Raw genomic sequence first — 13,144 nt, 5'->3', positions numbered from 1 at the left:
GTTGCACAGGTATCACCTGACAGTCCGCCATCGCAGGCAAGCCAGCTCCCACAGGTGATCTCGATTGTTCTTGGCAACACCAGCAACTCATAAATTTTAAGCGGAGCAGTTATGGTTGATCGGCACGACTACGTGGCCCTTGAATGGGTCAAGGGCGACATTGCCGAAACCCTGAAACAGGCCCGTTCGGCGCTGGATGCGTTTGTCGAAACCCACGACAGCGACGCCATCGCCGAGTGCCTGGCCGCCATCCACCAAGTGCATGGCGCGCTGCAAATGGTCGAGTTCTACGGTGCGGCGTTGCTCGCCGAAGAAATCGAAGAATTGACCCTGGCCCTGCAAGCCGAGCGCGTCGGCCAGCGCGATGAAAGCATCCGCCTGCTGCAACAAGCCCTCAGCCAATTGCCGTTGTATCTGGACCGCGTACACAGCGCCCGCCGCGACCTGCCGTTGGTGGTGTTGCCGCTGCTCAACGACCTGCGCAGCGCCCGCGGCGAAAGCCTGTTGTCGGAAACCAGTCTGTTCAGCCCACAGCTCTTGTCGATTGCACCGCTGCCCGACGAAGCCCTGGCCCAGCGCGCAGTGCCAGAACTGTACGAACAATTGCACCAGTGGCACAAATTGCTCCAACAAGCCTTGGCCGGCCTGCTGCGCGAAGACCATGGCCCGAGCAACCTGGAAGACATGGCGCGGGTGTTTGCGCGCCTCGAAGCGCTGTGCCAGGGCGCGCCGCTGTTGCCGTTGTGGCAAGTCACCTCGGCGCTGGTCGAAGGCATGCTCACCGGCGTGATCGCCAACAGCCCGGCGCTGCGCAGCCTGCTCAAGGCCAGCGACAAGCAACTCAAGCGCCTGCTGGCCCAGGGCATCGGCGGTATCAACCAGCCGGCGCCCGACGAACTGCTCAAGAGCCTGCTGTTTTATGTGGCCAAGGTCACTCGTCCGACGCCGCGCATGCAAAGTCTCAAGGAACGCTACGGCCTGGATGAGGCCTTGCCCGACAGTGCCGTGGTCGATGCCGAACGGGCGCGGCTGGCCGGGCCGGATCGCAATGCCATGGGGTCGGTGCTTGGCGCATTGTGTGAGGAACTGGTGCGGGTCAAGGAGCGCCTCGACTTGTTCGTGCGCAGCGACCGCCAACACACCGACGACCTGGATGCGCTGCTGGCGCCATTGCGGCAGATCGCCGATACCTTGGCGGTGCTGGGCTTCGGCCAGCCGCGCAAGGTGATCATCGACCAGCTCGCCGTGGTGTTGAGCCTGGTGCAAGGTCACCGCGAACCCAACGACGCCGTACTGATGGACGTCGCCGGCGCCTTGCTCTATGTCGAGGCCACGCTGGCCGGCATGGTCGGCACCGTCGAACCGGAAAGCCGCGAAGAAAGCCGCCTGCCCACCACCGACCTGACGCAGATTCATCAACTGGTGATCCGCGAGTCCTGCCAATGCCTGCGCCAAGCCAAAGAGCTGGTGATCGACTGCATTGAAGCCGACTGGGACCGCCAACGCCTGGAATCCCTGCCGGAGCTGCTCAGCCAGGTGCGCGGCGCCTTGGCGATGATTCCACTGCCACGCGCAGCGAGCCTGATGCGGGGTTGCACCGATTACGTCGACGAACAGTTGATGGTCAACGACGCGCCGCCGACCCAGGCGCAGTTGGCGCATTTCGCCGACGTGATCAGCAGCCTTGAGTATTACCTGGAACGCATGCTCCAGGACCCTGACGCCGCTGGCGAACGCGTGCTGGAACTGGCCACCCAAGGCTTGGCCGCGCTCGGTTACCTGCCCGCCGAAAAGCCCTGGCGTCAGGCGCTGGTTGCGCCGGATGGCGCATTGTCGGCCGACAGCACGCCGAGCCAGTCCCAGTTCGATGCCTTGGCCAGCCCGATCACGCGCCTGAATCCGCCGGCGCTGCATCGCCCCGGCAGTTTGCTGCCGCCGCCGGCCGATGAAGAACCCATCGACGATGAGCTGCGCGAAGTCTTCCTCGAAGAAACCGACGAAGTCCTCGACGTGCTACACCGCCATCTGCCCAACAGCGCCGACAAAACTGCTCAAGGCGAAATGCGCCGGGCTTTTCACACGCTCAAAGGCAGCGGCCGCATGGTCCGTGCCCTGGTGCTGGCCGAACTGGCCTGGGCGGTGGAAAACCTGCTCAATCGCGTGCTCGAACGCAGCGTGGCCCTCAGCTCCGATGTGCAACACGTACTGGATGAAGCGGTGGCCCTGCTGCCCGAATTGATCGCCGACTTCGCCACCGACGACCAACACCAGCGCGATGAAGTCGACGCCCTGGCCGCCCGTGCCCATGCCCTAGCCAGTGGCACTGCAACAGCCACCGCCGAGCCGCACGATCCAATGCTGCTGGAGATCTTCCGCAACGAAGCCCAGAGCCACCTGGAGAGCATCAACCACTTCCTGCAACAGGCCGCCGAGCATGTGCCGCTGCAAGTCAGCGATGAGCTGCAACGTGCCCTGCACACCCTCAAAGGCAGTGCCTACATGGCCGGTGTGCTGCCGATTGCCGAACTGGCGCGGCCGCTGGATCACCTGACCCGCGAATACAAGGCTCACCGCCTGCCGCTGGACCTGGACGAAGTGGAGCTGTTGCTGGAAGCCGAAGGCTTGTTCCAGCGCGGCCTGCACCAACTGGACAGTGACCCGCTGGTGCCAATCAAGGGCGCGCCGGACCTGATCAGCCGCACCCAAAGCCTGCTCGACCAACAACTGCAAGCCTTGCTCGACGCGCCGAACACGGGCCTGCGTATCAAACGCGACCCGCAGTTGATCGCCAACTTCCTGGCCCAAGGCATGGACATTCTGCTCGACGCCGAAAGCCTGTTGCGCCGCTGGCAGCAGCACCCCGGTGAGCGTCAGGAACTCACCGCACTGCTGGACGAGTTGACCACCTTGGGCGAGGGCGCGCATATCGCCGACCTGCACAGCATCGACGAACTCTGTGAAGCTTTGCTTGACCTGTACGGGGCGGTGGAGGAGAGCAGCCTGGCGGTCAGCGAGCGGTTTTTCCAAGAAGCCGAACAGGCCCATGACGCGCTGATCAACATGCTCGACCAGTTGGCTGCGGGGCAGGAAATCAGCCCGGCGCCGGCGCGGGTGCAGGCCCTGCGCGAATTGCTCGATGAAGCCCTCGACCCGTCGGCCACCGGCCTGATCAAAAGCGACGGCAGCCGTGCCCTCAGCATCGCTGAATTGGGCGCGGCCACGGCGCAGTTGAACCAGGACACGGCAATGGACGATGAGATCGTCGAGATTTTCCTCGAAGAAGCCGTGGACATCCTCGACAGCGCCGGCCAGTCGCTCAAACGTTGGCTGCTGGAGCCCGACAGCGCAGCGCCGTTGTCTTCGTTGCAGCGCGACTTGCACACCCTCAAGGGTGGCGCGCGCATGGCCGAAATCGGCCTGATTGGCGACCTGGCCCATGAGCTGGAAGGCCTCTACGAAGGCCTGGTAGACCGCCGTTACAGCTACTCCACCGAGTTGTCCCAAGTGTTGATGGCCAGTCACGAGCGGCTGGCCTTGCAACTGGATCAACTGCAAGACCAGCAACCGCTGAGTGACGCCAGCGACTTGATCGCGCAACTGCGCGAGTTGCGCCACAGCAGCACGCCCGCAGCCGCGGCCACAGCACCCGAAGTGGCGACCGCCGACCCCGAGTTGCTGGAAATTTTCCTCGAAGAAGCCGCCGACATTCTCGACAGCTCCGGCAGCGCGCTGGTGCGTTGGCAGGCCGAGCCGAATAATCGCCAGGAAGTGGAAACCCTGCTGCGCGACCTGCACACCCTCAAGGGCGGTGCACGCATGGTCGAGATCGGGCCGATTGGCGATCTGGCCCATGAGCTGGAGTTTCTCTACGAAGGGCTGTCCGCTGGTTTGCTCGCGCCGTCGCCGGAACTGTTTTCGCTGCTGCAAGGTTGCCACGACCGCTTGGCGCAGATGATCGACGCGGTGGCAGACGGTTTACCGGTGGGCTCGGTGGACAAGCTGATCGAGCGGATCAAGAGCCTGGTACACCCGAGCGATGAGCCGCTGGCGCCGGTTGCACTGCCCGCCGGTAAGGCCGAAGCGGCTATGGACCCGGCTGCGGACATGGTGAAAATCTCCGCCGACTTGCTCGATGACCTGGTCAACCTGGCCGGTGAAACCTCGATTTTCCGGGGGCGCATCGAGCAGCAGGTCAACGATGCGCGCACGGCCCTCAGCGAGGTCGAAACCACTATCGAGCGCATGCGCGACCAACTGCGCCGCCTCGACAGCGAAACCCAGGGTCGTATCCTCAGCCGCCAGCAAGCCGAGGCCGAGCGCCTGGGTTATGAAGAGTTTGACCCGCTGGAAATGGACCGCCATTCGCAGTTGCAGCAACTGTCCCGTGCGCTGTCCGAGTCCGCTTCCGACCTGCTGGACCTCAAGGAAACCCTCGACCGCCGCAACCAGGATGCGCACAACCTGTTGCAGCAACAGGCGCGCATCAACACCGAGTTGCAAGAAGGCCTGATGCGCACGCGCATGGTGCCGTTTGAGCGCATGCTGCCGCGCCTCAAGCGCATCGTGCGGCAGGTGGCAGAGGAATTGGGCAAGGACGTGGAGTTCGTGGTCGGCAATGCCGAAGGCGAGATGGACCGCAACGTGCTCGAACGCATGGTCGCGCCGCTGGAACACATGCTGCGCAACGCCGTCGACCATGGCCTGGAGTCGCGCGAAGCACGTGTGCTGGCGGGCAAACCGGAGAAGGGTCGTATCACCCTGGACCTGACCCACGAAGGCGGCGATATCGTATTCGATATGCGCGACGACGGCGCCGGCGTGCCGCTGGACGCAGTGCGGCGCAAGGCGATCAAGCGCGGCCTGCTCGACCCCCATCAAGAGATCAGCGACCGCGACGTGTTGCAGTTCATCCTGCAGCCGGGTTTTTCGACGGCGGAAAAGATCACCCAGATATCCGGACGCGGTGTGGGCATGGACGTGGTGCACGAAGAAGTGCGCCAGCTTGGCGGCTCGATGGTGATTGACTCCACGCCCGGTGCGGGCGTGCACTTTCGCATTCGCCTGCCGTTTACCGTGTCGGTTAACCGGGCGCTGATGGTGCAGTGCGCGGACGATCAATATGCGATCCCGCTCAACACCATCGAAGGCGTGGTGCGTGTGCTGCCCCACGAGTTGGCTGGGCACTATCAGCAAGACCCGCCGCGTTATGAATATGGCGGCCAGCGTTATGAGTTGTTCTACCTTGGCGACCTGCTGCATACCGTCAGCCGCCCGAAATTGCTCGGCCAATACCAGCCCGTGCCGGTGCTGCTGGTGCAATGCAACGAGCGGCGCGTGGCGGTGCATGTGGATGCCATGGCCGGTACTCGGGAGATTGTAGTGAAGGGCCTGGGGCCGCAGTTCGCGGGCGTGCAGGGGCTGTCCGGCGCGACCATCCTGGGTGATGGCCGCGTGGTGCTGATCATCGACCTGCTTGCGCACATCCGGGCACGTCAACCCGTGTCGCCGGCCCAGGCGGTTGACGCGCCGCTGATCCTCAACGACCCGCTGAAAAAACGCCCGCTGCTGGTGCTGGTGGTGGACGATTCGGTCACCGTGCGCAAAGTTACCAGCCGCCTGTTGGAGCGCAACGGCATGAACGTGCTCACCGCCAAAGACGGCATCGACGCCATCGCCGTACTCGAAGAGCACACCCCGGACCTGATGCTGCTCGACATCGAAATGCCGCGCATGGACGGCTTCGAGGTGGCGATTCAGGTGCGCAACGACCCGCGCCTGATGCGCCTGCCGATCATCATGATCACCTCGCGCACCGGCCAGAAACACCGCGACCGCGCCATGGCCATCGGCGTCAACGACTACCTCGGCAAGCCGTACCAGGAGTCGGTGCTGCTGGAAAGCATCGCCTACTGGAGCAAGTCCCATGCTTGACCACCGCACCAGCCAACTCACTGGCCTGTTGTTGCCCTTGGCTGACCGCCATCTGCTGCTGCCCAATGTGGCCGTGGCCGAGCTGATCGACTTCCAGCGCGGCGAACCGGCCAGCGATGCGCCGCCGTGGTACCTGCGGCAAGTGACCTGGCGTGACCGGCAAATACCCCTGATCAGCTTTGAAGCGGTGTGCGGCGAGGCGATCTTGACCGCCGAGCGCTCGCGCATAGTGGTGCTGAATGCGCTGGGCGGGCGGCCGACGTTGAAGTTTATTGCGCTGGTGATCCAGGGCATTCCCCGCTCGTACAAGCTCGACAGCGAACTGAGCTACGTGGACGTGCCACTCTGCCCGCTGGAACTCGCGGCGGTGCAGGTGGGCGAGCACGTGGCGAAGGTGCCGGATTTGATGGGGTTGGAAGCGCTGTTGGTCGAGTCCGGCCTGGCCTGACGGCGATGATCGTTCCCACGCTCCGCGTCACCCTTGTGCTGGTCTTGAGTCTTGTGCTGCCTGGCGGGACGCGGAGCGTCCCAGGCGGCATACCCACGCGGAGCGTGGGAACGATCCAAATGGCAGAGCTGAGTCAGCTGTTGGTCGACAGAGCACTGGAACACGTCAGCCCTGCCTGAGTAGTCCCAAAAGGGGACCGCTATCTAACTAGCATCACCGAACACATGTGGGAGCTGGCTTGCCTGCGATAGCAGACTGTCAGCCCACAACTTCATTGCTGACCCACCGCCATCGCAGGCAAGCCAGCTCCCACAGGGGGCTCTGTGCGGCAGCCTGAAAGTAGCCGCAGGTCGCGGATTACTTGAGATGATCGTTCCCACGCTCCGCGTGGGCATGCATCCCGTGACGCTCCGCGTCACCCTTGCGCTGGTCTTGAGTCTTGTGCTGCCTGGCGGGACGCGGAGCGTCCCAGGCGGCATTCCCACGCAGAGCGTGGGAACGATCCAAATGGCAGAGCTGAGTCAGCTGTTGGTCGACAGAGCACTGGAACACGTCAGCCCTGCCTGAGTAGTCCCAAAAGGGGACTGCTATCTAACTAGCATCACCGAACACATGTGGGAGCTGGCTTGCCTGCGATAGCGGACTGTCAGCCGACACCTTCATAGCTGACCCACCGCCATCGCAGGCAAGCCAGCTCCCACCTTTGATTTTCATTTGGCTTGAATCCAGCATTCACTGATGTTCCGTTACTCCAGCCGTAACGATCCACCGCCGGGCTTGATTGATGCCCCCCACATTCACTCCTAAGGTACAGCCCACGACAGCAAACCCCGTGGAGCGACCATGACAACAACCATCACCCCCGATTCGCGCTGGACGCGGCGGCGCGACGAGAAGCAGCGGCGGCTCGGGCTGGTCAAGCAGTACGCAGACGGGGCAGTGTTGCCCAGTGACAAAATCGTCGAAGCGCTGGAAGCGCTGATCCTCCCCGGCGACCGGGTGGTGCTGGAGGGCAATAACCAGAAGCAAGCCGATTTTCTCTCGCGCTCACTGGCCAAGGCCGACCCGACCAAGCTCCACGATTTGCACATGATCATGCCCAGTGTCGGCCGTTCCGAGCACCTGGACCTGTTTGAAAAGGGCATCGCGCGCAAGGTGGATTTCTCCTTCGCCGGCACCCAGTCCCTGCGCATCAGCCAGTTGCTCGAAGATGGCCTGCTGGAAATCGGCGCGATCCACACCTACATCGAACTCTACGCACGGCTGGTGGTTGACCTGATCCCCAACGTGGTGCTTTCGGCCGGTTTCATGGCCGACCGCGCCGGCAATATCTACACCGGCGCCAGTACCGAAGACACTCCGGCGCTGATCGAACCCGCCGCGTTCAGTGATGGCATCGTGATCGTGCAGGTCAACCAGTTGGTCGACGATGTCACTGACTTGCCCCGTGTCGACATCCCGGCGAGCTGGGTGGATTTTGTGGTGGTGGCCGACAAGCCGTTCTACATCGAACCGCTGTTTACCCGCGACCCGCGTCATATCAAGCCGGTGCATGTGCTGATGGCGATGATGGCGATCCGTGGCATCTACGAAAAACACAATGTGCAGTCGCTCAACCACGGCATTGGTTTCAACACCGCCGCCATTGAGTTGATCCTGCCGACCTACGGCGAGTCCCTGGGCCTCAAGGGCAAAATCTGCCGCAACTGGACCCTCAACCCGCACCCAACCCTGATCCCCGCGATTGAAAGCGGCTGGGTGGAAAGCGTGCATTGCTTCGGCACCGAACTGGGCATGGAAAACTACATCGCCGCCCGCCCGGATGTGTTCTTCACCGGCCGCGACGGCTCGATGCGCTCCAACCGGATGTTCTGCCAACTGGCCGGCCAATACGCGGTGGACCTGTTTATCGGCGCCACGCTGCAAGTGGATGGCGACGGGCATTCCAGCACCGTGACCCGTGGCCGTCTTGCCGGTTTTGGTGGTGCGCCGAATATGGGCCACGACCCACGCGGCCGCCGTCACGGTACGCCGGCCTGGCTCGATATGCGCCACGACGACGCGCCGGAGGCTTTGCTGGAACGCGGCAAAAAGCTCGTGGTGCAAATGGTCGAGACCTTCCAGGAAGGCGGCAAACCCACCTTCGTCGAAACCCTCGACGCCGTGGAAGTCGCGCGCAAAAGCGGCATGCCGCTGGCGCCGATCATGATCTACGGCGACGACGTGACTCACCTGCTCACCGAAGAAGGCATCGCCTATTTGTATAAGGCACGCTCGCTGGAAGAGCGCCAGGCGATGATCGCCGCCGTTGCAGGCGTCACCGCCATCGGCATGCGCCACAACCCCAAGGACACTGCGCGCATGCGCCGCGAAGGCTTGATCGCCTTGCCCGAAGACTTGGGGATTCGCCGCACCGACGCCACCCGCGAGCTGCTCGCCGCCAAGAGCGTGGCCGATTTGGTGGACTGGTCCGGTGGCCTGTATAACCCGCCCGCCAAGTTCAGGAGCTGGTAAATGCGCGCCCTCAAACTGCATGAACTGAGCCTCGCCGATCGCCTGGCGGATATGGCTGTGGATGCCTTGATTGATGAGGCTGACCTGTCACCCAAACCCGCATTGGTAGACCGTCGCGGCAATGGCGCCCATAGCGATTTGCACCTGGGCCTGATGCACGCCTCGGCGCTGTCGTTGTGGCCGATGTTCAAGGAAATGGCCGAAGCGGCGCTTGAGTTCGGTGAAGTGGGTTTGCCCTTGCGCGAAGCCCTCGGGCGTATCGGGCGCGAAGGTGAGCAAGCCATGCTCGCCACCACCCAAGGCGTGAATACCCATCGCGGCGCGATCTGGGCCCTCGGTTTGCTCACTGCCGCAGCGGCTCTGGAGCCACGCGCCGTCACGCTCACCGCCGCCAAACTGGCCTTGCTCAACGACCGTTTCGCCCCGCAACCGCTAAGCCATGGCGCGCAAGTCGCGCAACGCTACGGCGCACGCGGTGCCCGTGAAGAAGCGCAATTGGGCTTCCCTGCCCTGGTGCAACGCGGCCTGCCGCAGTTGCACAAAAGCCGCCGTCAAAACGCCGGTGAACAGAATGCGCGCCTGGACGCCTTGCTCGCGATCATGACCGACCTGGCCGACACCTGCGTGCTCTACCGAGCCGGCACCGAAGGCCTGCGCGCCATGCAACGCGGCGCCCAGGCGGTGCTGGACGCTGGCGGTAGCGCAAGCCTCGCCGGGCGCCGCCAACTGCACGACCTTGACCAGCAACTCCTGGCCCTGAATGCCTCCCCCGGCGGCGCCGCCGACCTGTTGGCCGCCTGCCTGTTTATCGACCGCCTCGACGGAGCGTCGTGATGGAAACCTTATCCTTTGAATTCCCCGCCGGGCAGCCGCCCAAAGGCCGTGCGCTGGTGGGTTGCGTCGGCTCCGGCGACCTGGAAGTGCTGCTGGAACCGGGCACGCCCGGCACGCTGACCATTCAAGTGCAGACTTCGGTGAATGGCGCCGAGCAACGCTGGCAGCATCTGTTCGAACGGATCTTCCAGGAGCAGACGCCACCGGCTTTGAAGATTGATATTCACGACTTCGGCGCCACGCCCGGCGTGGTGCGTTTGCGCCTGGAACAGGGTTTCGAGGAGATCGGCCATGACTGATTTACTCAACAAGCACAGCTTCGTCGAACTCGGTGCGCGGCAGCGAGCCAAGGCGTTGCTGGACAGCGGCACTTACCGCGAACTGATCGACCCGTTCCAACGCGTGATGTCGCCCTGGCTCAGCCGCCAAGGCGTGGTGCCGCAAGCGGATGACGGCGTGGTGATCGCTAAAGGCAGCATCGCCGGGTTGCCGGTGGTGATTGCTGCCATTGAAGGCAATTTCCAGGGCGGCAGCCTCGGTGAAGTGGGCGGCGCAAAAATCGCCGGTGCCCTCGAACTGGCGGCTGAAGACAACCGCAACGGTGTTCCGACCCGTGCCGTGCTGCTGCTGGAAACCGGCGGCGTGCGCTTGCAGGAAGCCAACCTCGGTTTGGCTGCGATTGCCGATATCCATGCGGCGATTGTCGACCTGCGCCAGTACCAGCCGGTAGTCGGCGTGGTGGCGGGTAGTGTTGGTTGTTTTGGTGGCATGTCCATCGCCGCCGGGTTGTGCAGTTATCTGGTGGTCACCCGCGAAGCACGCCTGGGCTTGAATGGCCCACAAGTGATCGAGCAGGAAGCGGGGCTGGAAGAGTACGACTCCCGCGACCGGCCGTTTATCTGGAGCCTTACCGGCGGCGAGCAGCGTTTTAACAGCGGCCTGGCCGACCGTTATGTGGCCGACGATGTGGCGCAGATCCAACAGACCGTCAGCGCCTTGCTGCAACAGGGTTTGCCCGAGCAACAGCGTAGCCGTCAGATCGATTTCTACCTGGCGCGCCTCACTGAACTGGACGCAACGCCGCAAATAGACCCCGCGACGGTGCGCGACCTGTATCAAGGAGAACGTCCATGAGAGGCTTGCAGTGGTTCAACGCATTGAGCGTCGGCGCAACGCCTGTCGAAGGGTTGCCGTACTCTTTGAAGGTTGCAGACGGCGTAGTGGGTGAGCAGGCCGTGCGCTTTATTGCCGTGGTCACCGATGCGCAAAATCGTTTCCCGCGTGCGCGCAACGGCGAGGTCGGTTTACTGGAGGGCTGGGGCCTTGCCAAGGCTGTCGACGAAGCCATCGAGAAGGGCGACAAACGCCCCATCATCGCTATCGTCGATGTACCCAGCCAAGCCTACGGCCGTCGCGAAGAAGCCCTCGGCATCCATCAGGCCCTGGCCGCCGCCGCCGACAGCTATGCCCGTGCTCGCTTGGCCGGGCACCCGGTGATTGCGCTGCTGGTGGGCAAAGCCATGTCCGGTGCATTCCTTGCTCACGGTTATCAGGCTAACCGCATGATCGCCCTGCGTGACCCTGGCGTGATGGTGCACGCCATGGGCAAGGCCTCGGCGGCGCGGGTGACCTTGCGCAGTGTTGAAGAACTCGAGGCCCTGGCCGCCAGCGTGCCGCCCATGGCCTATGACATTGACAGCTATGCCAGCCTGGGTTTGCTCTGGGAAACCCTATCGGTCAGCCAGATTGAACAGCCCACCGCGGACGACGTGACGCGGGTCAGCGATTGCCTGCTGCGCGCCATTGAAGATATCCACAGCCCGGATCTGAAAGGGCGCCTCGGTGCGAGCAATCGCGCCGCCTCAAGCCACGTACGCCAACTGCTGCGGGAGCAATGGTGAACGCCCACGACTTGCTCTGGGGCATGACCCCGGCGCATCTGCCCGCTGATGCGCCGGCCTGGGTGCTGGAGGTGATCAGCGCCGGTCACCCGGTGGTGGTGCGTCGCGCCACGGTCGAGCCGGGTGACGTGGCTGTGGGTGTGCGCGGGCGCTTGCGTGAGCAGCGCTTTGCGGCGCTGATGCCCCTTGTGGCAGTGCAACGACGCGTGACGCCGCAAGATTTGCGCAGTGTGGTCTCGTCGCGGGATCTACCGGCATTGCGCGCGCTTGATCAACTGCGCCCAGTGCTGGCGCAGCAGGACTGGGGCGTCACCGGCAGTGCAGGGTTCGAGCTGGCCAGCGGCATTGAAGCACTGCATGCCCAAAGCGATCTGGATTTGATGCTGTGCACACCCGAGCCATTTGAGCGCAACGCCGCACGCAATCTGTTGGCGTTGTTGGACTCGGCCGAATGCGCTGTCGACCTGCAACTGCAAACCCCGTTTGGCGCTGTCGCCTTGCGTGAATGGGCTGGCGAATCACGCCGGGTGCTGCTTAAAACCACCCACGGCGCGCACCTGGTACTTGACCCTTGGCAGGCCGTGGCATGAGCAGCCTTCTGGTATTTCCGGGGCAGGGTGCCCAGCGCGCGGGCATGCTTCAAGCGTTGCCTGCTCACGTCCTGGAAGAAGCCAGTGATGCATTGGGCGAAGACGTAAGCCAGCTCGATTCAGTCCAAGCCCTGGCCAACACTCGCGCCGTGCAACTCTGCCTGTTGATCACCGGTGTGGCCCACGCCCGCCAATTGCAACGCACGCCTGATTACGTGGCGGGCCTGTCCATCGGCGCCTACCCGGCAGCCGTCATCGCTGGTGCGCTGGCGTTTGCCGATGCGGTAAAGCTGGTGAGCCTGCGCGGCGAACTGATGCAAAACGCTTATCCACAAGGCTTTGGCATGACCGCGATTCTCGGCCCGCAGTTATCCACAGTCGAAACGCTACTGGCTGAAATCCACAGCCCACAAACCCCGGTGTACCTGGCCAACATCAACGCCGACAACCAGACCGTCATCGCCGGCAGTGACGAAGCCATGCAGCGTGTCGCGCAACGCATCAAAGGCAACGGCGTGGCCAAGCGCCTGGCCGTGAGCGTGCCATCCCATTGCGTGCTGCTGAACGAACCCGCCGAGGCATTGGCGCAGGCGTTTGTAACGCTCAAGGCGCCGCGCATTACCTACCTGAGCAGCACCCGCGCGCGGCCGATCCACAACCCCGAGCAACTGCGCGACGACCTGGCTTTCAACATGTGCCGCATCGTCGACTGGCGCGGCACCGTGCAAAGCGCCTACGAGCGTGGTGTGCGCCTGCAAATCGAATTGCCGCCTGGCGCGGTACTCACTGGCCTGTCCCGCCGTGTCTTCGAGCAAGGCAGCGTAATCGCCTATGAAGGCGCACGCCTGGACACCTTGCAGGCCCTGCTGCAAGAGGAGGAGCGCCGCCACCGATAAAGCACCACCCAAGGCTTTCGAAGCACAAAA

The 13,144-nt window shown here is 63.5% G+C and carries 9 protein-coding genes; all 9 read left to right on the top strand.

Annotated features, from left to right (window positions below; genetic code table 11):
• Positions 1–111: 111 nt before the first annotated feature.
• The 9 genes from HX790_RS12725 (at position 112) to mdcH (ending at position 13,114) form a co-directional block, all read left to right on the top strand.
• Positions 112–5,931, top strand: coding sequence for an Hpt domain-containing protein (locus tag HX790_RS12725; RefSeq protein WP_176991624.1), 5,820 nt, complete (start codon positions 112–114; stop codon positions 5,929–5,931).
• On the top strand, positions 5,924–6,379 hold the full coding sequence (locus HX790_RS12720; RefSeq protein WP_017139437.1) for a chemotaxis protein CheW: 456 nt from the start codon (positions 5,924–5,926) through the stop codon (positions 6,377–6,379). The genes HX790_RS12725 and HX790_RS12720 overlap by 8 nt, the downstream gene beginning before the upstream one ends.
• A gap of 843 nt (positions 6,380–7,222) precedes the next feature.
• Positions 7,223–8,893 carry a malonate decarboxylase subunit alpha gene (gene mdcA, locus HX790_RS12715; protein ID WP_017139435.1) on the top strand — a complete coding sequence of 557 codons (1,671 nt, stop codon included), beginning with the start codon at positions 7,223–7,225 and terminating at the stop codon, positions 8,891–8,893.
• Positions 8,894–9,727, top strand: a complete 834-nt coding sequence (locus HX790_RS12710) for a triphosphoribosyl-dephospho-CoA synthase (protein ID WP_176991623.1) — start codon at positions 8,894–8,896, stop codon at positions 9,725–9,727. It abuts the gene before it with no gap.
• Positions 9,727–10,026 (top strand): malonate decarboxylase subunit delta, encoded by a 300-nt coding sequence (locus HX790_RS12705; RefSeq protein WP_017139433.1) that lies wholly within the window; start codon positions 9,727–9,729, stop codon positions 10,024–10,026. The genes HX790_RS12710 and HX790_RS12705 overlap by 1 nt, the downstream gene beginning before the upstream one ends.
• Positions 10,019–10,861: a biotin-independent malonate decarboxylase subunit beta gene (locus HX790_RS12700; protein WP_017139432.1), complete on the top strand. Its 843-nt coding sequence runs from the start codon at positions 10,019–10,021 to the stop codon at positions 10,859–10,861. Before HX790_RS12705 ends, HX790_RS12700 begins: the two co-directional genes overlap by 8 nt.
• Positions 10,858–11,628, top strand: coding sequence for a biotin-independent malonate decarboxylase subunit gamma (gene mdcE / locus HX790_RS12695; RefSeq protein WP_017139431.1), 771 nt, complete (start codon positions 10,858–10,860; stop codon positions 11,626–11,628). Before HX790_RS12700 ends, mdcE begins: the two co-directional genes overlap by 4 nt.
• Positions 11,622–12,218, top strand: a complete 597-nt coding sequence (locus tag HX790_RS12690; protein ID WP_017139430.1) for a malonate decarboxylase holo-ACP synthase — start codon at positions 11,622–11,624, stop codon at positions 12,216–12,218. The genes mdcE and HX790_RS12690 overlap by 7 nt, the downstream gene beginning before the upstream one ends.
• A complete protein-coding gene (gene mdcH, locus HX790_RS12685) occupies positions 12,215–13,114 on the top strand; it encodes a malonate decarboxylase subunit epsilon (RefSeq protein ID WP_017139429.1) in 900 nt (299 codons plus the stop codon). The genes HX790_RS12690 and mdcH overlap by 4 nt, the downstream gene beginning before the upstream one ends.
• Positions 13,115–13,144 lie beyond the last annotated feature (30 nt).

The sequence above is a fragment of the Pseudomonas sp. IPO3747 genome, assembly GCF_013385245.1.
GTDB classification, from domain to species: domain Bacteria; phylum Pseudomonadota; class Gammaproteobacteria; order Pseudomonadales; family Pseudomonadaceae; genus Aquipseudomonas; species Aquipseudomonas edaphica.
The sequence above is the reverse complement of the archived record's forward strand: the minus strand, read 5'-3'. Positions and strand labels throughout refer to the sequence as shown.

Bases quoted from the DNA above. Each gene is read 5' to 3' on its own strand.
- HX790_RS12725 (WP_176991624.1), top strand. From the start codon at position 112: ATGGTTGATCGGCACGACTACGTGGCCCTTGAATGGGTCAAGGGCGAC.
- HX790_RS12720 (WP_017139437.1), top strand. From the start codon at position 5,924: ATGCTTGACCACCGCACCAGCCAACTCACTGGCCTGTTGTTGCCCTTG.
- mdcA (WP_017139435.1), top strand. From the start codon at position 7,223: ATGACAACAACCATCACCCCCGATTCGCGCTGGACGCGGCGGCGCGAC.
- HX790_RS12710 (WP_176991623.1), top strand. From the start codon at position 8,894: ATGCGCGCCCTCAAACTGCATGAACTGAGCCTCGCCGATCGCCTGGCG.
- HX790_RS12705 (WP_017139433.1), top strand. From the start codon at position 9,727: ATGGAAACCTTATCCTTTGAATTCCCCGCCGGGCAGCCGCCCAAAGGC.
- HX790_RS12700 (WP_017139432.1), top strand. From the start codon at position 10,019: ATGACTGATTTACTCAACAAGCACAGCTTCGTCGAACTCGGTGCGCGG.
- mdcE (WP_017139431.1), top strand. From the start codon at position 10,858: ATGAGAGGCTTGCAGTGGTTCAACGCATTGAGCGTCGGCGCAACGCCT.
- HX790_RS12690 (WP_017139430.1), top strand. From the start codon at position 11,622: ATGGTGAACGCCCACGACTTGCTCTGGGGCATGACCCCGGCGCATCTG.
- mdcH (WP_017139429.1), top strand. From the start codon at position 12,215: ATGAGCAGCCTTCTGGTATTTCCGGGGCAGGGTGCCCAGCGCGCGGGC.